The organism is Marinobacter caseinilyticus (genome assembly GCF_011074955.1).
GTDB classification, from domain to species: Bacteria; Pseudomonadota; Gammaproteobacteria; order Pseudomonadales; family Oleiphilaceae; genus Marinobacter; species Marinobacter caseinilyticus.
In genome coordinates, this window is the sequence record NZ_WUQJ01000036.1 from 57,357 (window position 1) to 80,547 (window position 23,191).

A 23,191-nucleotide genomic window follows, 5' to 3' on the forward strand; every position below is an offset into this window, starting at 1 on the left:
GTGGGGGCGCCTAGTCTTAGCCCCCTTCATACTCCCTGACCAATTCGCCGAGATAGTGCATACCCGCTGAACTCAGGAAATACCGGCTAGCCCCGCTTTTGTGGAGAAAGTGTCGGCTCAACAAGTAATCAATCGCCCCTTGCACGCCTTTTTCCAGGCGGGCAGCCCGCAGCATGTCCTGATACTCATCGTCTGCCCCGATGGCAATGATGTCATCCTCTTTAAGGCCGGCGTCCGCCCGACCAAGAAACTCCAGGTCGCGGCCAGAGCGGGCGAAATACCGGCCAATAATCAGCAGAATCACCTGGACCCGGAAGGCATTTTCGTCGTGTTCTTCGGTTTCGTCATCGGTATTCTCACGCAGGTAGAAAAACGCACCCTGCTCATTGAACATCAGCTCAAAGCCCAGATGCTCATAGAACTTGCGGAAGTGGCTAAGGTGATTGTACAGCACGTTATACAGCCGGTTATCTTCCAACGCCCCAAGGTGGGGGTTGAACATATCCCGCAAGATAACGCGGCCTGCGACCAGCTCGCGGTATACGGCGGTTGAGTCGCGCGGTAAAACGCCTTCAAAACCCGTGTGTGGTTGGTCGGCGAGCGCTGATGGTTCAATGTCCTGCATGCTGTAACCTGCGTTTTCGATAAATATAATGTTCGTTCTCAGGTGACCCCAACTGACGGAAACGGTTCGTCGTGACCAGCTCCCACGGCGTCAGATCGAGGTTGGAGAGACGGTTCATGGCTACCAACAGATCCGGAAACCGATACCCGTCAATGAACCCTTCAAGCCGGCCGTGCAACTCCCGAACCAGATCAGCGGTTGGCCGCAACTCCAGGGAATCGACCCAGCGAAACAACGTGTCGATCCGCTGTATGTCCATCACCGGACCGCTCGCCTGAGCGGTCAACTCGGGCAGAACCGGGGCTTCATGCTGGCGCTGAAGATCATCCAACCGCAAGGTAAGTTCGGAGAACAGCAGTTGGTAATAGCTCTCAGACTGACCGAATGCGTATTGTTTTGGTCGCGCGGACGCCTTGAGTCCAGACATAAACGACGAGCTGCGCACAAAACCACGACCATCCAGGCGGGTTTTGCGCAAGTCCTGCGTTCTGGTTGCCTCGAGCAAGGTCTGTAAGTGTTGGAAGTGATGCTCCATGGCATTGTATTGCACCATGCCCCGCCGGGTTTTGCGTAGAAAGTGGTCGACCTCCACGGCCACTTTCTGGATCGGCCGGTGCATGGCGTTGAGGCTCAGCGACGCGCGAAACACCTGATCGGCCGAGGCTTGTTGATCGTTGCGTTCCAGCAGGTCCTGAATACCGTCCATAATGGCAAAGAGGTTGGCGCCGTCTTCCAACTGCGAATCCGGGTTCAGCAACACCAGCGTCGGTTTGATATGGCGCTCGTAGAGGGTGGTAATCTGTTCGAACAGATTTTGGCGAAAGTCACTGAACTGCTCTTTGCCCCGACTGGCCTCATCGGACAACTCCGCCAGTTCGGCGCTGATGGTCTGCATGCGGAAGATGTTCTGCCGCAACAAGCCAATCAAGCGACTGACCCGCTCGTTCAGATCGTCCCGTAGCTCGGTGAAATCCGGGTCGGCCTCATGAAAACTGCTGACCCTGAGACGGTCAAGCACGTCCCGCAGAGTCACCAGATACGATCGCAAGCGCGCGTCCGTCAACTCCTGATACAACGATGCATTGCATGCGCGCATCAAGCCCAACAGGGCATCCTGAAAGACCAGGCGGCGCTCACCCTGCACCTTGTCGATATCGATGACAACACCGCTGCGAAACAGGTTATCGGTGCTGAACGCACGCCGAAGTCGGGCCTGATCGGCCTTTTTTAAGGTGCCGGAGTAATCCAGCACATACCGGATCAGATCGGTTTCCAGCACATAGTGCACCGCAACCCGATCCATCCGCTCAATCATGTGGAACATCACCTTAGGATGCTCAAACAGGATGCGGGTCGTTTCCAGAGTGCTGAACTGCTTACTCACCCGACTCGCCCTCCAACGGACTGCGTTCGTCGACAGCGTGTCCTGCGTTCACAGCGTGTTCCATCTTGGCCGGTTCCTCAGTACTGTCCCATAGGCCAGACTGAGTCTGGTCCACCCAGTGTTCCCCGTCGGACCGCCGGAACCCTTCCGCCCCGCCCCAGAATACCAGGGTTCGACGGGCGTCGTAGGGTTTCGCTGTGCGCATTTGCCCCACTTCCAGATGGCGACCAACCTGGTAAATGACTTCCGGACTGGCGCTGTGGGTGGCCGCGGAAAACAGGTTGAACCCCTGAGCCTTCAAGCGTTCCAATAGCGACGGCATTTGGCTGACGTCGATACTCGCCAACTCGTCCAGCACCATCGGAAAGGACAGCCGAACCCCCGGGTACAGCACGCGCCGCAGCAAGCGATGCACCAGTTCAAGGTTAATCAATGCGGTGGTGGAGGTGGACTGACCTTTGGTATCCAGGCCCGTACCATTGCGTTTGCGAGTGCGGTACGACACGCCGGTGATGACCCGGTCCATGGTCAACCGGTACCCTTGCGACTGGTCGGTGAAAAACTCCGCCACAAAAACCCGCAACCGGTCGTAAAAGGCGTCGGATTGCAGTTGATCCGAATAGGGGTCAATGGCGTCAGACTCTTCCACCAGGTTGCGGAACTTGGGATCGGTGTGAATATCTACGCGGATTTCCACCAGATCATTAATCGTCACGCCGTCCAGTTCACCATTGAGCTGATTCTCAAACCGTCGAATGTGTTCATGGTTGGCTTTCAATGCCAACCGATAACTGGCTACGGTTTCGTTGTGGGCCTTGATCTGGCCGGTGAGCAACTGCTCTTGCTCCGCTAACTCCGAAAACGCCTCTCCGAGCCGTTGAAAGGCGTCCCGGATGTCTGTTGCCGGCGGGCTATCGAGCTGTAATTGGCCGTCACCGTCTTCCAGAATGCCGACCAACACAAAATGCCGGAGATGGTTGAGCACCGCATGCCGCAACTCGATCAGCGCCTCCAGCCGTTGACCGATGTCGTCCAGGTGTACCACCGTCAGTGCCTCCGGCGTCAGCGGCACCTCAGCGACGGCCGACGCCAACACTGGAATCCGGTGTTGCAGCGACCCCACGGTTTTATTGAGCTGGATAAACTCATTCTCCCGTTCAACCACGTGCCGAAGGTCCGACTCCGCCCGCGCCAGCTTTACACTGACCGCATCCAGCCGTTCTCGTTCCACAGACAGGGCCTGCTCGGCCTCTGCCTTAACCTTCTCACACTCGTTTATTCCGGTTTCGGCATCCCGGCCGGTGATGGTTGCCGCCGGCAACCGGTCAAGCAGCTCCAGGTCCTGCTTCGCGGCCTGAACTTCCTTTTCGGTATCAGCAACTTTCCGGGGTCGGTCGAACGCTTCGTTATCACCGCCGGCGAGTTCGTCCAGGCGCCGTTGCAGCTCCCGGCGCTCCTCCGACAATTTACGTCGCTCGGCCTCCAGGTCTTCCTGATGCAGGTCGCGACGCTCAAAAACAGTATCAAACCACTCAAAGCCCTCACCTTGCGGTCGGAACAACTCGGTGAATGCCCGGATTGTGGCCCTGGTTGCGTCGTCCAGGGCCTTTCCGGGGCTTGCCAGTGCCAGTCGTGAGTCGACCGCTTGCAACGGCTGCAGAACGGCGTCCTCCAATTGATGATGCAACTGCCATTTCTGCCGCTGCTGACGGTCAATGAGCTTTTTCAAGCGCTCGTCGACCGCGTTAATCTGTGCGTTCAACCGCTGTGTCTGGACCTGCGCCTGAGCAGCATTCTTGAGGGCCCTGAGTTGGGATTCCGCGGCCTCCAGTTCTTCCGTCAGGATGCTATGCACCTCGTCCCGGCTCATGCCCGCATACTGCGACATCATCAACTCACCACGGCATTGGTCGTCTTCGGCTTTGCTCAGGTTTTTTCGGTGGGTTTTTATCTCACCATTCAGTTCTTTCAGGCGGTCATCCTGATCCTGTAACTGCTTGCTGGCATGGCGGTGGGTTTCTTTCAGGTCGGCCCGCGCATTATTCGCCTGCTGGTGGGCGCTGCGGGATTGTTCCAGCGCCTGCGCCAGCCCCGCTCGAAACGCGGCAAATTCACTTTGACTGCGCTCAACCTCATGGAGACGCTGATAGGACTGGGTCAATTTGCCAAATCTTGGCCGTTCGGACTCAATCCGGATCAAATGTTCATTCTGGGATTTCAGCTCTTCATGGCGCAGCAAAAACTGATCAATGTCGAAATCAAAAGCGTCATCGGCAAACTTTTTATCGGCTTCGATGATACTGGCGACCGCATCCGCCATGGCGCGATCATCCGCCTTCATTTCAAACAGCAGCAAAATCAATGTCCGCAGTGACTGTACTTTGCGTTCGTCACCATCCGCCAGCGGCAACACGGAATAGCGCACGGCATCCGGCGACATCAGGTCACTGCTGTAGAGCATCGACTTGAGTTTGTTGGTGTCATTGGTGACCACTGCCTTGGCGGACAGCTTCTTGACCGACTCCGCCACTTTACTGACCGAGAGACCCGACACTGCGTGGCCGATGCCATCGTGATCGTCGCCCATGGTCCAGAATAGCGGGCGCAGGTCGTCGTACGCCGCCGGAACAAACAATCGACCGTAACTGAGATCGCTGGAGCGGTCCCGGTAAAGAATCTGACAGTGGACACCGGCGGGATTTTCCGCCTCCATAATCAGGAAGCTGTACTGGCCCGGAAAGTAATGCTGGTAGCTTTCTTCATTGGTGTAATAGCTTCCGGCGCTGGCATTGCGAAAGGAGAACTTCTTACGACTGTTACGGAAATTGGTTTCCGGCAATAAAAACAGCCGTAACGAATTCAGCAAGCTTGACTTGCCCAGGTTGCCGGTGCCGAGAATAACGGCATGCTCATCGACTGGAATTTCGACGTAACAGAACCCGGCCGAATCGACAAGCACCAGGCGTCGGATGCGAAATCCAAACTGATCAAGACTCACTCGGAACCCCCACTGCTCTGTAGCGCTTCAATATTGTCCAGCACACATTCCTGCTCCATAAAGTGGCCCGTTTCCCGGAACGCCCGCGCCAGGGCATCAAAGCCCATGGCACTGGCCAGGGTGATGGCCTGAACACACCGGTCGGTGGATTTGGGTGACATCGTAAACCGCGAGTAGAAGTCATGCCAGTCAGCGGGCTGGACAAAGACGACCCGCGTGCCCAGTTTTTTCTGCAATGCCTGGTACAGTCTCAGGCCCCCGAGATCGTAGTCAAAGGCACACCAGAGTTGCTCGTAGCATTTCAACCAGGCGACGTTGAGCGACCGTGCGATACGGCTACCGCCCCCTAAAATCACATCGGTATTGCTTAGACTCAGTAACCGCCCCGAACACAGAGAGGCAAACGCTAGCATGGCCTCGGGTCGGGCAAAATTTTCCTCGTTCTCGACCACCAGCGCATTCGGTTTCGATACGAAGTCCTGCACCGAGTGGTCAACGGAAAGCATCACCACGGCGGGCCGTTCATCAGATAGCTCAGCGTGGTATACCAGCAAAAACGAGCGGGCCGTCCTATATTGATGCGAATCGCCTTTGGCGGCCGCCTCGGTCCGGCTTTCCGGTGCGGCCGCGGCCGCCTCAAGGGCATCCAGTATCGACTCGTTCAAACAGGTCACTCGCCAACGATTAGATGCCACTTTTTCGGTCCGAAACAGTGATTCGTGACGAAAGCGAACGGATTCGGGCAGGGCCTGGACAAAACCGTAATAATTAATGGGCAAACCCTCACGGATGCAGGCAATGTAGCGAGTCAGACTCCTGCCGCCATTACTCATTTTGACACCTCTTCTGCCATCACTAATCGAGCAGGAAGCACCGCCTGAGCAGGCAATGGTTCCCATCGTTAGCGTCAAAATGCCACTAATTTCCGATGCTGCTTACGGGGGATTTTACCCAAGGCGGTGTCAGAACTTCGTGGCTGGTTCCGCCTTTATTGAATTTAATGGCCGGGGTTTTGCGAGCCCGAAGCCCTGAGCGTAGTCCACGTTCATTTCACGCAACGCCTCAAGAATCTCCAAATCCTCAACGTATTCTGCAATGGTTTTAATGCCCAGGAAGTGGCTTAACTCATTAATGGAACGCACCATGGCGTAATTGGAAAGATTATCGTTCAGGTCTTTCACGAACACACCGTCTATTTTCAGAAAATCCACGGGCAGGCGCTGAAGATAGGCATAGGAAGCCAGACCTGTGCCAAAATCATCCAACGCGAACTGGCAACCTGTGCGTTTCATTTCCTGAAGGAAATCGGCGGCATAGTGCAGGTTGGCGACGGCGGCGGTTTCAGTAATTTCAAAGCACAGCTTGTTGGCCGGCACGCGGCCCCCGCGAACGGTGTCCTCCAGATAACTCAAGAAGGCGTCATCACTGAGCGACGCCCCGGACAAATTGATATTGAAACCGCCGACCGAGGCCACAATGTCCGGATTGGCCTGCATCCAGTCAAACGCGTTGTCCAACACCCAGCGGTCGATCCGGGTACTGCGTCGAAATTGCTCTGCTGCCTCAATAAAGGCTTGTGGCGAGATGGTGTTGCCTTCGTTGTCCTGCAAACCCAAGAGTATCTCGTAGTAGGCCGGGCCCGTGTCACTTACCGGGACAATACGTTGAGCACGCAGTGACAGGGCGCCACTTTCGAGAACGCTGTCAATGCGCGATACCCAGGAAATTGCCTGCCGACTTTGCTGCTGGCCGACGCCCACCACTTCAACCCGATCTCCACCCGCCTTTTTGGCCGATTTCAGCGCGAGGTTGCTTTGATTGAGCAGTTCTCCTGGCTCGGGCGAGGCGTCATCGAACGTATTGACGCTGACGCTCAACGAGCTGTAGAACTCCGCATTTTGGTAGTGAAACTGTTGTTGCTTGAACTGGCGCCTGAGCCGTTCGGCAAAATCGAGCCCGTCTTCGTGCGCCATTGGCAGGATGGCCACAGCGAACTCGTTGCCACTCAAACGCCCCAGCAGATACGACTCATCGCCTCGCGGTTGCAGATCCGCCAACATCGCACCCAGTTTTTGCAACATCGCGTCACCGGCAGCGGTTCCGTAACTTGCATTCACGATACTGAACTGGTCGATATCAAGGGCAATCAATGCCCCGTCGGCCTGATCCGGCTTGCTCTGCGAGACCATCCAGGCGAATTGCTTCTCGAACCCATGCCGCTGTAGGCATCCGGTGAGTGGGTCCTGGGTGGCTTTGATGGCCATTTCCCGATAGACATCCTGCACAATGTCGAAGAGGCTTTGGTCCACAAAAGGCACCTGGTTTTGATCAACCCGCTGAATGTCCCCTACTTCAAACCGCTTGATCAGGCCGGCCAGGTCGTACTCCACTTCGTGCATGCCTTGGCCGGTTAAAAAGACAAACCGATAGACATCCTCCCCGCCCCAGACCAGCCGCATGCGTTGAGCCTCGTCATCGCCATCACGGACAAGTATCCAGTCTCCGACCTGGAGTTGATGGACGCGCTCGACCCATCGACTGTTTTCGGGGTGATAGGATTCTGGAGCAGCCGGCGCCTGCTCGCCCGGTGGGTACGCTTCCACCCACTCTCGGTCGGGCCGGATTTCATCAACCAACTGGCCCTTCAGGTTTTTGACAACGTCGAGCCACCGAGACGAGTCGCCAAGGCCCGCCAATTCACGCTCGACAAGCCGCAACAACGCCGAGCTTTCAAGCTCACGTTCGAATGCGATGTCTTCGTGACCCGCTTCCTGTCCCAGCCAGGCCTGAATCTGATCCACCACCGCAAACCGTTCAGTGAACATCAGGCTATCGGCGCCTTCCTTGAGTATGGCCAGCACCAATAGCTGCTCCCAGCCGGCGTGGAGTAGCTCCAGCAGGACAACGGGCACGTTACGGCCTGACAATCTCACATCAAGACGATTTTTGACGGCTTGTCGTGTCTCTTTAAGACGCTGCTGGCCCTCAAGCGTTTTTGAAATACGTTCGGCGTTGCGCCCGAACGATTGATCCTGGCGTTCAATCAGGGTGACCAGGCGACGACCGACCTGCTGAAACAGGTCGTCATCCAGATGTTCCGCATCCAATAACTGCGTGACAATGTCTGAAACAGTGCGTTCCAGCACCTTGTTTGAGCTTCGGTCAGCCAGGCTCAAGCGCATCAGATTGTTGATTATTTCACGGGCGGGATGATCTTCTTCGTCCAGGAATGCTGGCGTCTCCAACAACACTTGCAGCACCGGCACACGCAACTGGTTCAGGTGCTCACGAATGTTATCCGGCAGTTTGGTCTGGCTTGCCAGGGGTGCGAAAATTTTATCCACCAGCCCCGCTCGGTCCATCGCCTCCTGATTCATCGCAGCCTTCAGCGACCCGTTCTGTTCCGCCGCATTGGCGATAGCCGCCTGCAGGCTGGACGCCGGTTCACTTAGTACGCGGCGCAATTCGGCTTTCAGGGTGTGCAGTTGCCTGATGGCTTCGGACGGGGGCTGCGCATTGTGAGCGTCCGTTGATGTCGGATCGCGCTGCAACCCCACCAACCGAAGTACACTGCCGGAGGCCAGCCGTTTTCTATCCGCCCGTTCAGGCTCAGCCGGGCGAACCTCTGCGGCGCCGGTTTCGAGAACCGGGTCTGGCGATTCTTCACAGGACAGTTCACGAGAAGCTTTGGCTTTGACCGGCGCCTGCGTAACAGACGGCCAGTTCAGGGGCAAATTCTCCATGCCCAGAACCCGCAACCCCGCATCGGAGAGTCGCTGCAGCAGCGCCTCAATGGAGCGCAACCAATGATCGTACAGGGACGATTCAAACGCCTCATAAAGCGCGGGCCGGGTCAGGGCGCCGAAACCGGAATCGAAAATGGCCGACTGGAGACTATGACAGAGCTCGGTCGGCCCCAGCGGGTTGGTACGATTCGTCAGATCCCTCTGGGTTATCTGCGACAGGGCCTGATTTAATTTGAACAGCACGTTTTTGTTGCGATCGCCCACCGATTTTGCCACTGCCTGAAGCGTCAACCAATCCTCGAAGACCCCTTTATCAAGCACACCGAGCCCGCCTTGCGCCCCGCTGATGGCTTCGTTGTTTTCCAATTCGGCAATGGACAGGTTTAATCGGTGGTTGAACATTTTGGACAGCGACGTGCGTTGTCGCACCAAAAGTTGCTTGCCGTCGTTCAACTGATGGATCTCCGCCAACAGGGTGGCGCTGCCAAGACGCTGTTCAATGCTATGCAAGCCGTACTCACTGAAGGTTTCCAGCAGCGCCTGAACCAGTGACTGGGAGTGCTGACGTACAAGGCGCCAGAGCTGTTGGCGACGATTTTTATGCGTGACCGCAGCCTTGCCGTCATAGGATCCGGTTGTGATAAGTAATCGCAGCAGATCCGGGTTGGGTTCAAGAAACTCCAGGCCCAGATTACTGCCATCGATGCGTCTGACTGTTGCCATCACGCGATGATGCTGCTCCAGTCCGGACCGTTTGATGAACAGATGGACTTCAACCACGGCATCCTTTTGTGCCTGAAGAAATTCAGCAAGTGCCAGTGAGGTGACCTGTTCCAGCCACATACCGGATTCACAAATGTTGCCCAGCGCTCCCGCAACCGGATTGAGACCGCGAGCTACCACGAGCACACCATGATGAAGGCTATGGCGACGATACTGCCGACGCTCCCTTGAAGTCATCAATCCTCCTGACTGTAATAACCCCACCGCCTTGTGTTAGGGCGTGGCGGGCCTGAATGCATGGCCCGATTATCGATCCGTCAATTTGATCTCTATACGCCGATTTCGTTGTAATGCCTGTTCACTGTTCCCGGTTGCAACCGGGAAAAACTCGCCAAAGCCAGCGGCTGCCATGCGCTCTTCCGGCACGCCCTGATCGGCCAGATAACGGACCACGGCCACTGCCCGCGCGGTCGAAAGCTCCCAGTTGGAAGGGAAAGCCGCGGTGTTGATGGGCACCCGGTCAGTGTGACCGTCGATACGAAGAATCCAGTCGATGTCCTTGGGAATGGTCGCGGCAACATCCAGCAAGACCTCGGCAAGCTTATCGAGCTCGGCCCGTCCGGGCTCGCCCAGGCGAGCCGAGCCGGATGCAAACAGTAATTCGGACGGGAGCAGGAACCGGTCACCGACAATGCGGATATTTTCATTCGCCTTCAGGATCTCTCGCAGCCGACCGAAAAATTCCGATTGGTAGCGTTCCAGTTGATTCACCCGTTCCGCCAGCAAGGTATTGAGACGCTGCCCCAGTTTCTCCAGCTCGGACTCCTTGGTTGCCGTCAATCCTTTTTGTAGACGCAGCGCGGCCGTGATTTCATTGAGCTGCGCCTGCAAGGCCGCCACCTGATTGGATAATCGTGTGATCAAGGCGACCTGGGAGGCCGACAGTGCCTCTTCATTTGCCAGCGCCTGTTCCCCTTCCTTGACCACCGCCACCAGATCGTCAATTTTCAACGCCTGCGATGCGAGCTGCTCCTGGGAGCGTTCCACCTCCGCCTGCTCCTGCGCCAAAGTCTCCTGTAACCGTTGGCTTAACGCGAGGCTGGCGCTGTAATCGTTCTGCACCACCATCATTTGCTCTTCGAGTGCGTCGTTTTTTTTCCGCTCCAATCCCAGCAACCTCGAAATATCGGCCAACCGGTTGTTTAACTTTGCCAATTCCGAATTTCGATCCGACAACGTCTGGGAGAGATACAGCTGGCTGACGACGTACACCAGCAACATAAATATAACCAGCATCAGCAACGCCGACAGGGCATCCACATATCCCGGCCAAACATTGATCGTGCTTCTGGTGCGGCGTTTAGACCCTAGCATGGAAGCAGACTCCGAGGATTACCGGGCATCGCATCACTCCTTGCCCGCCAGTTTGTCCCGCAAGCGCTGGTTCTCATCTTCCAGCTGTTCTATGTTCTGCCGGGCCAGTTCACTGGCAGCAACGCCGCCACCAACGGTGTCCACAAGATTGGTGACCCCGGTCAGCCATTCTTCGAGACCATCGTAAAAGCGGTTCTGGGCATGCCCGGCCTGAATGTCCAGAAAACCCAGAATCAGAGACCCACCAAGCCCCAGCAGTGATGAGCTAAAGGCGGTGCCCATCCCCTCCAGCGGCGTCAACAAGCCGGTCTGAAGCGCGGCAAAAACCTCGCCGAAATCGCTCTGATCCATATTAAGGTTCACAATGACCGCACCAACTGCATTAATCGTCCCCAAGAGGCCCCAAAACGTCCCCAGCAGACCCAGGAAAACCAGCAAGCTGATGAAGTAGCGGGTTATTTCCCGCTGCTCGTCCATTCGAGTGTGGATCCCGTCCAGCACCGTTCTGAGCGACAGCGTTGACAGCGAAAACTGATCACGCTTGTAGTCGTCTCCCAACTGCCTCGCCAGCGGCTTCAGCAACCGTGGTTCTTGCAGCACGGACAACCCGGCGTGGCCGGTTCTGAACTGGGAAATCCAGCGTAATTCGGGAAACAGGACGATGACCTGCCGATACGTTAGCCCAATCCCAATGAACAGGACGCACACGATCAGCAAGTTAAAGACCCAGTTCGCCATAAAGGCGGTCTGCAAAGGCGCGTAGATCAAAGCACAAACGGTCAGCACCACCAGCAGAAAAACCGTCATCCAAAACAAAGTGTGTTTGGGGTTACTCATTGCCACCACCAACGTTGAGTTTGAAAGCTAGCTAAACCTTAGCACATGGTCCGAGGCGTTGTGGCGGTGGACAGCAACCGGCTTACCAAAAACTAAAAACCGGTCACTGCAGGAACCGTTACGCATAAGCAATTCATCGAGCGACAGCGGCGTAAACCCGAACCAACATCATTGAAAACCCAGAATTTGCCACCAACTAGTGTTCTGTCTGCCTATGACTGTACCTCTGAAATACGGTCAACCAACTGGCACCCATTCAACGATCAATACCCGGGAAAAACACATGCGAACTCTTCAGCTTCAGCCCCCCACACGGACGCTATGGCAACTGACGTCGATCATGCTACTGGCATTGGTGTTATCCGGGTGCGGCATCAATAACATTCCGACCTATGACGAGAAGGTCAAAGCCGCCTGGTCGCAGGTTGAAAATCAGTATCAGCGGCGCGCCGATCTCGTACCCAATCTGGTGGAAACCGTCAAAGGCTTTGCCGCTCAGGAAAAAGACACCCTGACGGCGGTTATCGAGGCCCGATCCAAAGCAACGTCCATTCAAGTGGACGAGAGCATTCTGAACAACCCGCAAAAACTGAAACAGTTCCAGCAAGCCCAGGGCGAATTGAGCAGCGCCCTGAGTCGGTTAATGGCGGTATCCGAGCGCTATCCTGACTTAAAATCCAACCAGAACTTCCTGGCCCTGCAGTCTCAACTGGAAGGCACTGAAAACCGTATCGCCGTTGCTCGCCGCGACTTTATTCAGGCAGTGGAACTTTACAACACCGAAATCCGGACCTTTCCCGGTCGCATCTGGCACAGCATGCTCTACAGCGACATGCCGCTGCGAGAAAACTTTGAAGCCACCACTGACAATGCTGAGGAAGCACCGAAGGTGGAATTCTGATGGGTTCTAACGTGCGACACAGTGTGCTGTTGGCCTGGGTTCTGACGATATTTTCAGCCTCTGCAGCGCTGGCGCAATCGGCGCCGGAATTCCCAGATCTGACCGGACGGGTGGTGGATCAGGCCGATATGCTGGACAGCCAAACCGAGCAGGCATTGAGCCAGATGCTTGAGGCCCACGAGCAAGCCACCACCGAGCAGGTGGTCGTTGTTACCCTGCCCGACCTTCAGGGCAAGGCCATCGAGGATTACGGTTACCAGCTGGGACGGCACTGGGGCATTGGTCAAAAAGGCGAGGACAACGGTGCCTTGCTGATTGTGGCCAAGCAGGAGCGCCAAGTCAGAATCGAGGTCGGCTACGGTCTGGAGGGTCGGTTAACCGACGCCACCTCCGCTACAATCATCAACCAGATCATTACTCCGGCTTTTCGTCAGGGCAGTTTTAGCAATGGCATCGTCAACGGCACTGCGGCGATGATCCAGGTTCTGGGTGGCAAGCCACTCGCACAACCCACCCAATCGGTCACTGATCAAAGCCGGGAAAAACCCAGTCTGGCCAGAGCAGCACTGTTTTTCATTATCATGATGGCGGTCATTTTCTTCGTCGGCGGCGGACGGGGCCGTGGCGGACGCAGCCGCGGGGGCGCCGCATTACTTGGCGGCGCCTTACTGGGTGCCAGCCTGGGCGGCCGCAGTGGTGGCTTTGGCGGCGGAGGCGGTGGCTTCGGCGGGGGCGGCGCCTCTGGTGGCTGGTAGGAACTCGCCCACCAGAATTACCCCAGCCATGTGGCTCAATTCACCAGTCAATGAATAAGCGAACAGCATCCATGACATTATTGAACAGAGATGAACAGGATCAGGTGGCGGCCGCCATCAACGCAGTAGAACGGGAAACCGACGCTGAACTGGTGACGGTTCTGGCGCCCCAGGCTGACAACTACGCCTACATACCACTGGTGTGGGCGGGCGTGCTCGCGCTGCTGGTGCCGGGCATACTTAACTACTTTTTTGGCTGGTTCAACGCCGACAGCTTAATGCTGCTGCAGTGGACCACCTTTGTTGTGCTTAGCCTGGCCGGTCGGCTGCCCCAGCTTAATACGCGCCTGATTCCGCGAGCGGTTCGCTATTGGCGCGCCTCCAACCTGGCCCGCCGGCAGTTTCTCGAACAGAACCTCCACCACACGAAAGACGGCACCGGGATACTGATCTTTGTGTCGGAGGCCGAGCGCTATGTTGAAATTCTGGCGGACGAGGGCATTTCAAGCCGAATCGATGATGCGGTGTGGCAGGAGATTGTTGAATCCTTTACCCGGCGGGTGAAGCAGGGTGAGACGCTTCAGGGCTTTCTGGACTGCATTGACCAGTGCGGGACGCATCTGAAAAACCATGTTCCAGCCACCCACGAACGTAACGAGCTACCGAATCATCTGGTAGTGTTGCCTTGATTCCCACTCAGCATCACGTCAGATGTTGTTCGATTTCAAAGACGTGAGGGTCATCGTCCCCGAGCTCCCGCAGTGCGTCTGCCAGTTTTAGCAGGTATTCGTCGTTGCGGCCGCTGGGCCCCGAGGCCCCGGCGATCTGACGGGCGATGACCGCTTCGTCAGCGGGGCCGAGATACGCTTCGTTGTCGTCGGTGGCAATGTAAACCAGCCCCTCCTCCGATGAGCCGTCGTCGAACACCATGGGCGTTGCAAAGCGCAAATAGCCGTTCTTTTCGCGCACATCCAAATGCGAAAACACCTCCGGCGATATCCGGTAAGCAATGCCGCGACAGCTCGCATGGGCCTGCTTCACCAGGGTAACCACCCGCCCGGGTGATTCAGGGGTTCCGCGATGGTCGTGAGAGCCCTGCCAAAACCGACGGGTCCAGCCATGTATCCGCGCCGCACGCTGCTCCAGAAAAGGAAAGTCCACCTTATAGATCAGGGATCCATAACCGAACAGCCAAACCGATTCCACGTCATCAAATCGGAACCGGCTACGATTGAGCTCAATGGTATTAGTCGACATGAGTCACCCTCAAATGCCTAAGGAACCTCTGAACAAGTCTATTGACGATTCAGCACGCCTTGAGAGCCTTCCTGGCAAGGCTTGCCCGAAGGGGTTGTCCTGACAACCGGACTCTGCGTGCCGCCTTCTTGAAAAGCTACCAGCTTTCCTGCGAAGCCACGCTTTGATCCCGGCTGCCAGGGACAGCCAGAATTGCCTATAGACTTATTCATAGGTTCCCTGGCCCGCGGCTTGTACAGCCGCCGGAACGTCAGCATAACACGGTACTCTAAAACAGTCGGGATGGGGGCTGGAAGTGACGGCCGCAAAAAACAACGACACGGCCTCAATCGGCCGCCCCTTTAACCCTGTAAGTCCACTCACTGCTGCCTGATACGACAGCGTTTATGCAACAGCACCTGGACACAAAACAGCGTTTGATGACGACCTCAACCTGCGAACACCACCGGTCATTCCACTTTTGGCGTGGGTCTTATCAGGACTTCATTGACGTCGACGTGGGCAGGTTGCGAAACCGCGTACATCACCGCGCGGGCAATGTCCTCATCAACCAATGCATGTTCAGGCTTTTGATCAAAAAACGCCGTATCCACCATGCCGGGCTCAATCAGTGTGACACGCACACCACTGCCTCGCAGCTCCTCGCGCACACCGTACCCAATCGCGGTCACCGCCCATTTGGTGGCGCTGTACATGGAACCGGGGATGGTAGCTCTGCCCGCCGCGGAGCCCGTCAAAAGCACATGCCCGCGGGACTTGCGCAACGCCGGCAAGGTCGCTTGAAGGGTCAGACCAACGCCATAAACGTTGGTCAATATCATGTCTCGCCAGGCCTCATGGTCCGCGCTACTAAAGCCCCCGGGAGAACCCCCGCGCCCGGCATTGGCAAAAACCGCATCGATCTGACCAAAATGCGTCAGGGTGTCTTCCACCATTTTCAACTGCTGTTCAAAATTCTGCATGTCACACGTCAGTGCCAGGGCGTGGTCCGGCCCACCCAGCTCGTGTTGCAAAGACGTTAATTTTTCGGGCGTGCGGGCGGCCAGCACCACACGATACCCATCCTTGACCGCGGCTCTTGCTGTTGCAGCGCCAATGCCCGATGAAGCGCCGGTAATTACCATCACTTTCTGAACCATGATTGTCTCCTTACTTGGGGGTGGGACATTCTACGGTTGTGATGTTGTCATGGACTTACACCCTGTCGGACCAAAATGAACACCGCAACATTTTTCAATTGAACACCCCTTGCCCTTGATGATCCATAGTCATATAGTCATACTGTATATTCAACCAGTAAATCACTGACAAACCCACAGGAGTGGCTGCTGTATGGCGGTGAAAACCTTGTATTATACTGAAAAGGACGGGCTGGACGTGGCACTAAAGAATCCCGACACCATGATCTTCTCAAGTAAGGCCGAGGCCGATGCGCGAGACAGGATTCTTGAGCTTTCCGAAGAAATCAGCGTATTTCTCCAGGCGAAGGTCAGTGATATTAATGAAGAAACCGCAGAAGCCTGTGCCATGGCGATTGCCGAACATTCCGAGCTGTTTAAAAAAGCCTTCAAGAAACCGTCTGTGCTGAATACGCCGGAAGACGAAGGCTGATGGAACCGATAACCATCCGTTGTGCGGTCACAGCTCGAGGCGTCAGAGTGATATAATAATGCTCGCATCCATCACGCTTCATCGAAGGATCATTATGAGCACGATCAGCAATGAACAGGCAGAGTCTGCGCTGCAGGCGCACGCCGATGATGTTAATCAGCGGGATTTAAGCCACGTCTTGTCGAAGCGGGCCGCCATCGAAGCCAAAGCCCAGCGTAAAGGGCCACTGCGGCGGTTTCTGGAGGACATCCAGGTGATGTTCTCCATGCTTGGCGATTACTGGAATGGCCGTTATCGGGCGGTGCCCTGGATGAGCATCGCGGCCATCGCCGGGGCACTCTTGTATGTGCTGAACCCGATTGACCTGATTCCAGACCTGATTGTCGGCTTCGGCCTGTTTGACGATGCCGCCGTCCTGGCTGCGTGTTTGTCAATGGTCGAGTCGGATTTGGCCACTTACGCGGCCTGGAAGCATCAACAAAGCAGCGAGGAAGACCCGGCATGAGCGCGCCAACGGCAGCGGCGGAGTGCCTCTCGGGGTTGATAGAGGCGTGTCAGCCTCAGTCACTGCTGGTGTGTGGCCAACTGGCCCAGCACCTCGGCCAGAGCTGGCACCAAGCCCACCCAGACACCCGGGTGACGGTGCTGACCTCCGATACCCTCACGGTTGAGCACGCCCTATCCCGGCCGTACGATGTGGCACTGATCACCGAGACGCTGGAACATCACCCTCAGAAAAACGGCGCTTTGCTGCTCGGCCAGTTGCGCAACTATGGAACGCACCAGATCGCGGTGCTGGTCGCTGACTCCGATCGCTGGCAGTTTCAGGACTTTATCGGTCTGGGGTTCAAGCGTCTCACCCAGTTTGAGTCTCAGCCACCGTTAACCCTCTACACCTACAATATATCCAATTACAACCACAAGCGGGACTGGAACAATGCACGTTTCTGGGCCAACCCGGAAATGTGGGACAAGGCCCGCTGGTAGCATGCCCGTCTGCCCGAACTGACTAACAAACCGGCCCATTCTCAACCGCATCCGTACCGGCTTCGTATAGACTGACAACAATCATCAGTTATGTAACAGGGGGCAATGTCCGTGGGCTGTCCAGCCGTATCGGTAACCGGTCTTTATAAATCCTTTGTCGATGGCAATGAGCAGGTGCGGGTGCTCGAAAACCTGACATTCACCCTGCCACTGCACCACTCGACGGCTCTCGTCGGGCCGTCAGGCAGTGGCAAGAGTACCCTGATCAACATCCTGACCGGCATTGAACCACCCGATGCCGGTGCCATTCGGCTGTTTGGCGAGACGGTCAGCCACAGTAGCCAAAAGCGGTGGTCTCAGCTGCGGGGACAATGCATCGCCACCGTCTTCCAGGACGCCAACCTGATGCCCACGCTCTCCCTTGCCAACAACATTCGACTGCGGGCGCAGCTGGCAGGCACGTCCGACGCCAACGCCGAACACTGGCTCAACCTGCTGGGACTGGACAACCTCGGCCACCGTTTTCCTGATCAGGTTTCCGGTGGCCAACGTCAGCGCGCGGCGCTGGCGATGGCCTTTGCCATGCGCCCGGCGTTGCTGTTGGCCGATGAGCCGACCGGCAGCCTGGACGTCGCCACCGCCCGGCAAGTCGCCGATGCGCTGTTTCACCACCAACAGGACACCGGCTGTCCCATGCTGCTGTCAACTCACGACCCGGTCCTGGCCGCGCGTTGCGACACCACGCTCTCGCTGATGGCCACCGGGCTGGGTGATCCGTGACTCTGTCCGGTGCGCTTCTCAGCCATTATCGACGGCACCCTCTCCAGTTCCTGGCCTTGCTGCTCATATTATTGATTGCAACTGCGCTGTGGAGCGGCGTCTGGAGTCTGTCCCAACAAGCCCGCGCCAGTTTCAGCGCAAGCGACGCGGCCTTGGCCCAGCGTCATGTTGTCTTGCGCAACGATGGCGTGCCCGTTGGCGTCTCGGACTTTGTGAGACTGCGACGTCTCGGGGTCTGTGTAACACCACAACTGGTGGTAGAGCGCCCCGCGCCACAGGGCCGACTCATTGGCATCGACGCCTTCTCGCTGGCCTGTTTCGCAGCGCAGAGCGCGCCCAATGCCAGGGCGCACCCCGGAGTGTTTGTGGATATCGGCGAAGCGGAGGCGATTGCCGGCACCCGATGGCCAACCCGCCTGACACTGTTCATCGACCAGACAACGTCCGGACTGCCATCCGATTACCGCATTGAACAACAACCTGGAACCGTGGCCACCGAGCAGCTTGCCGACAGTTTCCTGCTGAATCTGGACGCACTGTGCGCACTGGTGTTGCTGATCTCGGCCCTGTTGGTCCGCAGTGTGTTTGTACTCGGGATGACCCAGCGCGAGGCCTCGCTGGTGTTATTGCAACGTCACGGTGTGACCGCCCAGCGTATTCGCTGGCACCTGGTGGTTGAAATCACCCTGTTCGCCCTCCTAGGTGGCGGGCTCGGTCTGGTCCTCGGCCGAGTGCTGGCCCGAGGCTTTGCAGCGGGCTTTGACCAGGTGCTATCGGGACTGTTCAGTGTCAGTCTGTATACTCAAACCGCCTCCGTATTATCCTGGTTAGCGCCCCTGCTGATGCTGGTCATTGTGATGATTTGGGCAGTGGCCGACCGGCTGTTTGAACATCAACCCTCACGGCACAAACCGGCACAGATGACCGCCGCCTGGTTAACCCTGGCGACAGGGGTTGGGGTGGTGTTGCTGCTGCCCTCTCTGACCGGGCAGTTCGCCGGCATCGCCCTGGTGCTTGCCGGCTACGGCTGGCTCACCACCCTGAACTTACCCTTGCTACTTGAGCGTTTGGCACGCCGGTCAGCCAGCCCGCTGCTGAGCTGGTCCTGGTCAGAGGTTTCGGCCATGGTTCGCCAGCTCGCCCTGCCACTGGCGGCCCTGCAGTTTGCAGCCGCAACCGTAATCGCCGTGCATGCCTTGGTGGCCACCTTTGAATCCACCTTCTACCAGTGGCTGGACCAGCGTTTGCAGGGTGATGTGTATGTTCAGGCGCCGCCGGCGCTGGAGCGGCAAACGGCCCGGCAACGGCTCGCGTCCCTGGCGTCGGTGTCCGCGCTGCACAGCGTCTTGCGCGGTCGTGCCCAGTCCCGTTTCGGCTCCTTGGACGTGATGGCGATTGAGTCGGCATCGCCGCTTCTGCGGCGCTGGGAGTTTTTATCGACGGCGGTGCCAGGCGATACCGGAGTAGCAGACGCTTCCGCGGGTACACCGACCGATGGCGACACCGTCTGGCGTGCTGTCGCAGCAGGACAGGTGCTGATCAATGAGCAGCTGTCGCGGCGTCATGGTTTGGCCGCCGGCAATGCAATCACTTTAACGCTGGGGACGACCACCATGACCGCGACCATTGCCGCCGTTTACGCCGATTACGGTCGTCCGGCCGGTGAGGTGGTGATTGACCAGGCGCTATGGCCTGAAAATTGGCCCTATCAATCCTCCAGCTTCGCCGTGCGCTTGCGCTCCGGCGGCGTTGAATCTTTTCAACAGCAGTTGGCTCAGGCCTGGCAGACGTCCGATGTTAAGGTTCGGGACAATGAGGCAATCCGCACACTGGCGGTCAGGATTTTCGACCAGACCTTTGCCCTCACTCGCGCCATCAGCACCATGACGCTGCTGCTGGCCGGGGTCGCCTTGTTATTGATGGCACTCACTCTGTTTGCCTCCCGAAGTTGGTATTACCAACTGCTACAGGTTTGGGGTTTGTCGGCCACACAGGTACGGGGCTGGCTGATCCGCCACGGGCTGCTGCTGACCGGGGCCATCGCCCTGATCGCGCTGCCACTGGGCGTTTTTCTGACCTGGGTCTTGGTGGCGCGCATTAATCCGTTGGCATTTGGCTGGTCACTGCCCATGGCCACCTACCCAGGTTTCTGGCTGATGATCGTCGCCCTGAGCCTGGCGGTAGGGCTGGTGTTGGCGGTCTTGTTGGCACCACAAATTGCCCTGAGTCCGGCCAGCATTCGCCGTAGCACGGAACCCCATCATCCTTCGGGCACGGGCAGGGAGAAAAAGGCAGGATGACCGGTTTCAAATGGCACTGGCCCGGCTTTGTCGCACGGATTCAGACCCCAACGTGGCTCGTATACCTGTTGATCGGTGCAGTCACCGCCTGCTCTGAGACTTCGTCGCTGGACAGCAGTTTTGCCGGGCTTGGGGACATCGCCGAAGAAGGTTTCCGGCAGCCGTCCCCCAGAGACGGTATTGAATTACCCAGAGACATGGGCCCTCATCCCGATTACCGCATTGAATGGTGGTATCTCACCGCCAATCTGACGACCGCAGAGGGCACGCCCATGGGTCTGCAATGGACGCAATTTCGTCGCGGGCTGCAGCCACCAACGGCCAACGACCCCGGCACCGTGGATCACCATTGGCCCCTGGATACGATCTGGATGAGCCACGCCGCGGTGTCGTTTGACGGCCGCCATGTGTTTGAGGAGCGCCTGGCCCGCGGCGGCATCGGCCAGACCGGAGCCACCGCGGAGCCTTTCCACGTCTGGCTGGACGACTGGCAACTGAGCGAGGGACAGAACGGTCACTGGGAACTCAGCGCAGGCGCTGGCGCTGGCGACTGGCACTACACTCTGCGCATTCGCCCTCAGCGTCCCATTGTCCGCCATGGCCAAAACGGGTTCAGCGCCAAATCAGTCGACGGTCAGGGTTCAATGTATTTCAGTTTTGTCGATCTCGCCATTGACGGCACAGTGACCATCGATGGCCAGACTCTCGCAGTGTCCGGCCAAGGCTGGTTTGATCGGGAATGGAGCAGTCAGCTTTTAAAAGCCGAGGAAGGCGGTTGGGACTGGCTGGCGCTGCATCTCGGTAACGGTGACAAAGTAATGGCCTTTCGCCTGGGCCAGGAGGACCAGCCGTTCCGATCCGCGACCTGGGTCGCTGCCAACGGCGAGGTCGAAACCCTGAGCGCCAACCAGTTCACCCTCGAGCCGCTGCATCGACGCAAAACCAGCGCCGGGACGGTTCCGGACCAGTGGCGGCTCACCATCCCATCGAAAAACATTGTGGTGGCCGTTACCGTCCCACCGGGCAACTACTGGAACGATGGCGTGTTCCCCTATTGGGAAAGCCCCGTCGCCGTCAGCGGCAGTCACCGCGGCACAGGTTATTTGGAGATGACCGGTTATCACCGCTGATTGCCGCACCTGCCCACCGATGGCATTAAAAATGCTTAGTCTCCTTTGAACGACGTAACACTGCCGGTTTGCTGACATCGGTCGCCGGCACAGAAGGAGCATACACGTGTCACTACTCTCATCACTGGCCCGCCTTGGCGCCGGTTTCCAACAAGCGGCCGAAAGCCGCAGTGCGGCTCAAGCCCAGCAACAGAAGGCGTCTGCCACGGCTCCGCAAGACGCGACGGGCAAGCAAGATGACAGTGTGACACTCAATGGGGGCGAGCAACCAAAGGCCTCATCGCGACTCGCGGTCAGTCGCTACAAATCGGATGTGGGGCAAGACGCTGCCTTTGTACGTGAGACCTTGCGGCACAAACTTGCCGAGTACAATCTGAACCCCGCCACGCGCATGGCGGTTCAACGATCATCCGGTGGTACCTTGGCGCTGGAAGCCCGGATGCCGGAAAACCTGAGGCAGCAGATTGAACTGGATCTCAATAACAACAAGGGCTTCAAAGACGCTTTTGGTCGATTAAGCATGAACGAGCCCACGCTGGCGTTTGTGGATACCGCGCTCAAGCTCAACAAAGCCTATGGTGTGAATAACAGCTTGCTGGACACACTGGTCAGTGATAATCAGCAATTTAACGGCCTGGGTGACTTGGTCCATCGCTACGATAACCTGCGCCAGACCCTGAGCGCCGAGCGTGTCGAAGCGGCAGGCAATCCACGCCACTACGCCTTCAGCCTCAACGCGCAGGCCTGAGTGCAATATCGCAGCGGAGCTCTGGCTAACCCAGTTGGAACGGCGCCGGATTGCCCTTCCCGACCCGGGTCACTTCCGGCACATCGCCACACATGTTGACCACCGTGGTCGCCTCCATGCCGCAAAATCCACCATCAATGATCAAGTCCAGTTCGTGCTCCAGCGTTTCCCGTATATCGTAAGGATCGGTCATCGGTTCACTCTCACCAGGCAGAATCAGCGTGCTGCTCATAATAGGCTCGCCCAGCTCGCTCAGCAGAGCCTGGACAATGGCATTGTCAGGCACGCGCAGGCCAATGGTGCGGCGCTTTGGATGCAGCAGACGTTTGGGGACTTCACCGGTGGCATCGAGGATGAACGTGTAGGGGCCCGGCGTGAAGTTTTTCAGCAGCCGAAACTGGGTATTGCCCACTTTGGCGTAAATGCCCACATCTGAAAGGTCCCGGCACACCAGGGTGAAGTTGTGCTTGTCATCCAGCCGCCGGATCCGTTTGATACGGTCCGCGGCCTGTTTATCGCCTAAATGACACCCCAGTGCATAGCCCGAATCCGTCGGGTAAACAATCACGCCGCCCTGCTGCAGGATCTCGACGGCTTGCTTGATTAATCGTTTTTGCGGGGTCTCAGGATGAATCTGGAAAAACTGACTCATAACGTATCCTGTATCAAGATTAGGCTTGGTTAGCGGGGTCATGTTTGGACCCACCCACGCACTGGGGGGACGCCGGCGCAGATTCCTGCCGAGCCGACCATTCCTGGGGCGTGTAAAGGTGTAAGGCCAGCGCATGCACACCGCCGGCCAGTTCAGCGGCCAACACCTGATACACGGTCTGGTGCCGTTTGACCTTGCCCAAAGACTCAAAGCGCCCGGACACCATCGTGACTTTGAAGTGGGTTTCGGAGTTTGGTGGAACGCTGTGCATGTGGCTCTCGTTTTCAACAGCCAAGTGCTCAGCCTCGAACTCCGCTGCCAGTTTTTGCTCAATCGACTGCTGGATCGACATGCCTGAAGTTAACTCCTTTAATCCATTGAAA

Annotated in this window: 21 protein-coding genes; 10 read left to right on the forward strand and 11 right to left on the reverse strand. The window is 57.3% G+C overall.

What is annotated here, in order from left to right:
* Positions 1-16: 16 nt before the first annotated feature.
* The 7 genes from GRX64_RS18255 to GRX64_RS18285 form a co-directional block, all read right to left on the reverse strand.
* Entirely contained in the window at positions 17-625 is a 609-nt protein-coding gene (locus tag GRX64_RS18255) for a DUF4194 domain-containing protein (RefSeq protein ID WP_166269406.1), read from the reverse strand.
* Complete coding sequence (locus GRX64_RS18260) at positions 612-2,009, reverse strand: hypothetical protein (protein ID WP_166269408.1); 1,398 nt, start codon at positions 2,007-2,009, stop codon at positions 612-614. The genes GRX64_RS18255 and GRX64_RS18260 overlap by 14 nt, the downstream gene beginning before the upstream one ends.
* Complete coding sequence (locus tag GRX64_RS18265; protein WP_235937747.1) at positions 2,002-5,007, reverse strand: coiled-coil domain-containing protein; 3,006 nt, start codon at positions 5,005-5,007, stop codon at positions 2,002-2,004. Before GRX64_RS18265 ends, GRX64_RS18260 begins: the two co-directional genes overlap by 8 nt.
* Positions 5,004-5,840 carry a hypothetical protein gene (locus tag GRX64_RS18270; protein ID WP_166269410.1) on the reverse strand — a complete coding sequence of 279 codons (837 nt, stop codon included), beginning with the start codon at positions 5,838-5,840 and terminating at the stop codon, positions 5,004-5,006. The genes GRX64_RS18265 and GRX64_RS18270 overlap by 4 nt, the downstream gene beginning before the upstream one ends.
* 129 nt (positions 5,841-5,969) lie before the next feature.
* On the reverse strand, positions 5,970-9,713 hold the full coding sequence (locus GRX64_RS18275) for a DUF1631 family protein (RefSeq protein ID WP_166269412.1): 3,744 nt from the start codon (positions 9,711-9,713) through the stop codon (positions 5,970-5,972).
* 69 nt (positions 9,714-9,782) lie between these two features.
* Positions 9,783-10,850: a peptidoglycan -binding protein gene (locus GRX64_RS18280; protein ID WP_166269414.1), complete on the reverse strand. Its 1,068-nt coding sequence runs from the start codon at positions 10,848-10,850 to the stop codon at positions 9,783-9,785.
* A gap of 33 nt (positions 10,851-10,883) precedes the next feature.
* Positions 10,884-11,687: a flagellar motor protein MotA gene (locus GRX64_RS18285; RefSeq protein ID WP_166269416.1), complete on the reverse strand. Its 804-nt coding sequence runs from the start codon at positions 11,685-11,687 to the stop codon at positions 10,884-10,886.
* Between the two features lie 283 nt (positions 11,688-11,970).
* Here GRX64_RS18285 and GRX64_RS18290 point away from each other — a divergent pair, with 283 nt between their 5' ends.
* The 3 genes from GRX64_RS18290 (at position 11,971) to GRX64_RS18300 (ending at position 14,032) form a co-directional block, all read left to right on the forward strand.
* Positions 11,971-12,588 carry a LemA family protein gene (locus tag GRX64_RS18290; protein WP_166269418.1) on the forward strand — a complete coding sequence of 206 codons (618 nt, stop codon included), beginning with the start codon at positions 11,971-11,973 and terminating at the stop codon, positions 12,586-12,588.
* Complete coding sequence (locus GRX64_RS18295; RefSeq protein WP_166269420.1) at positions 12,588-13,343, forward strand: TPM domain-containing protein; 756 nt, start codon at positions 12,588-12,590, stop codon at positions 13,341-13,343. Before GRX64_RS18290 ends, GRX64_RS18295 begins: the two co-directional genes overlap by 1 nt.
* Before the next feature lie 71 nt (positions 13,344-13,414).
* Positions 13,415-14,032, forward strand: coding sequence for a TPM domain-containing protein (locus tag GRX64_RS18300; protein WP_166269422.1), 618 nt, complete (start codon positions 13,415-13,417; stop codon positions 14,030-14,032).
* A 13-nt stretch (positions 14,033-14,045) separates the two neighbouring features.
* Here GRX64_RS18300 and GRX64_RS18305 read toward each other — a convergent pair whose 3' ends face one another.
* Together GRX64_RS18305 and GRX64_RS18310 are read right to left on the reverse strand one after the other, a co-directional pair.
* On the reverse strand, positions 14,046-14,600 hold the full coding sequence (locus tag GRX64_RS18305; protein ID WP_166269424.1) for a gamma-glutamylcyclotransferase: 555 nt from the start codon (positions 14,598-14,600) through the stop codon (positions 14,046-14,048).
* Positions 14,601-15,049: 449 nt separating this feature from the next.
* Positions 15,050-15,739 carry an SDR family oxidoreductase gene (locus GRX64_RS18310; protein ID WP_166269426.1) on the reverse strand — a complete coding sequence of 230 codons (690 nt, stop codon included), beginning with the start codon at positions 15,737-15,739 and terminating at the stop codon, positions 15,050-15,052.
* Positions 15,740-15,932: 193 nt separating this feature from the next.
* Between GRX64_RS18310 and GRX64_RS18315 the strand changes: the two genes are divergently transcribed.
* From GRX64_RS18315 to GRX64_RS18345, 7 genes are all read left to right on the forward strand, one after another.
* Positions 15,933-16,211, forward strand: coding sequence for a YebG family protein (locus GRX64_RS18315; RefSeq protein ID WP_166269428.1), 279 nt, complete (start codon positions 15,933-15,935; stop codon positions 16,209-16,211).
* Positions 16,212-16,305: 94 nt separating this feature from the next.
* Positions 16,306-16,716: a YkvA family protein gene (locus GRX64_RS18320; protein WP_166269430.1), complete on the forward strand. Its 411-nt coding sequence runs from the start codon at positions 16,306-16,308 to the stop codon at positions 16,714-16,716.
* Entirely contained in the window at positions 16,713-17,198 is a 486-nt protein-coding gene (locus GRX64_RS18325; RefSeq protein ID WP_166269432.1) for a DUF6231 family protein, read from the forward strand. The genes GRX64_RS18320 and GRX64_RS18325 overlap by 4 nt, the downstream gene beginning before the upstream one ends.
* Before the next feature lie 105 nt (positions 17,199-17,303).
* Positions 17,304-17,978 carry an ABC transporter ATP-binding protein gene (locus GRX64_RS18330; protein ID WP_166269434.1) on the forward strand — a complete coding sequence of 225 codons (675 nt, stop codon included), beginning with the start codon at positions 17,304-17,306 and terminating at the stop codon, positions 17,976-17,978.
* Positions 17,975-20,278: an FtsX-like permease family protein gene (locus GRX64_RS18335; RefSeq protein WP_166269436.1), complete on the forward strand. Its 2,304-nt coding sequence runs from the start codon at positions 17,975-17,977 to the stop codon at positions 20,276-20,278. The genes GRX64_RS18330 and GRX64_RS18335 overlap by 4 nt, the downstream gene beginning before the upstream one ends.
* Positions 20,275-21,408: a lipocalin-like domain-containing protein gene (locus tag GRX64_RS18340; RefSeq protein WP_166269438.1), complete on the forward strand. Its 1,134-nt coding sequence runs from the start codon at positions 20,275-20,277 to the stop codon at positions 21,406-21,408. Before GRX64_RS18335 ends, GRX64_RS18340 begins: the two co-directional genes overlap by 4 nt.
* A 106-nt stretch (positions 21,409-21,514) precedes the next feature.
* Entirely contained in the window at positions 21,515-22,156 is a 642-nt protein-coding gene (locus GRX64_RS18345; protein WP_166269440.1) for a hypothetical protein, read from the forward strand.
* A gap of 25 nt (positions 22,157-22,181) precedes the next feature.
* Here the strand turns inward: GRX64_RS18345 and GRX64_RS18350 are convergent, their stop codons facing one another.
* Both GRX64_RS18350 and GRX64_RS18355 read right to left on the reverse strand, forming a co-directional pair.
* Positions 22,182-22,808, reverse strand: a complete 627-nt coding sequence (locus GRX64_RS18350) for an L-threonylcarbamoyladenylate synthase (protein WP_166269442.1) — start codon at positions 22,806-22,808, stop codon at positions 22,182-22,184.
* A gap of 19 nt (positions 22,809-22,827) precedes the next feature.
* On the reverse strand, positions 22,828-23,160 hold the full coding sequence (locus GRX64_RS18355; protein WP_166269444.1) for a BolA family protein: 333 nt from the start codon (positions 23,158-23,160) through the stop codon (positions 22,828-22,830).
* Positions 23,161-23,191: the final 31 nt, after the last annotated feature.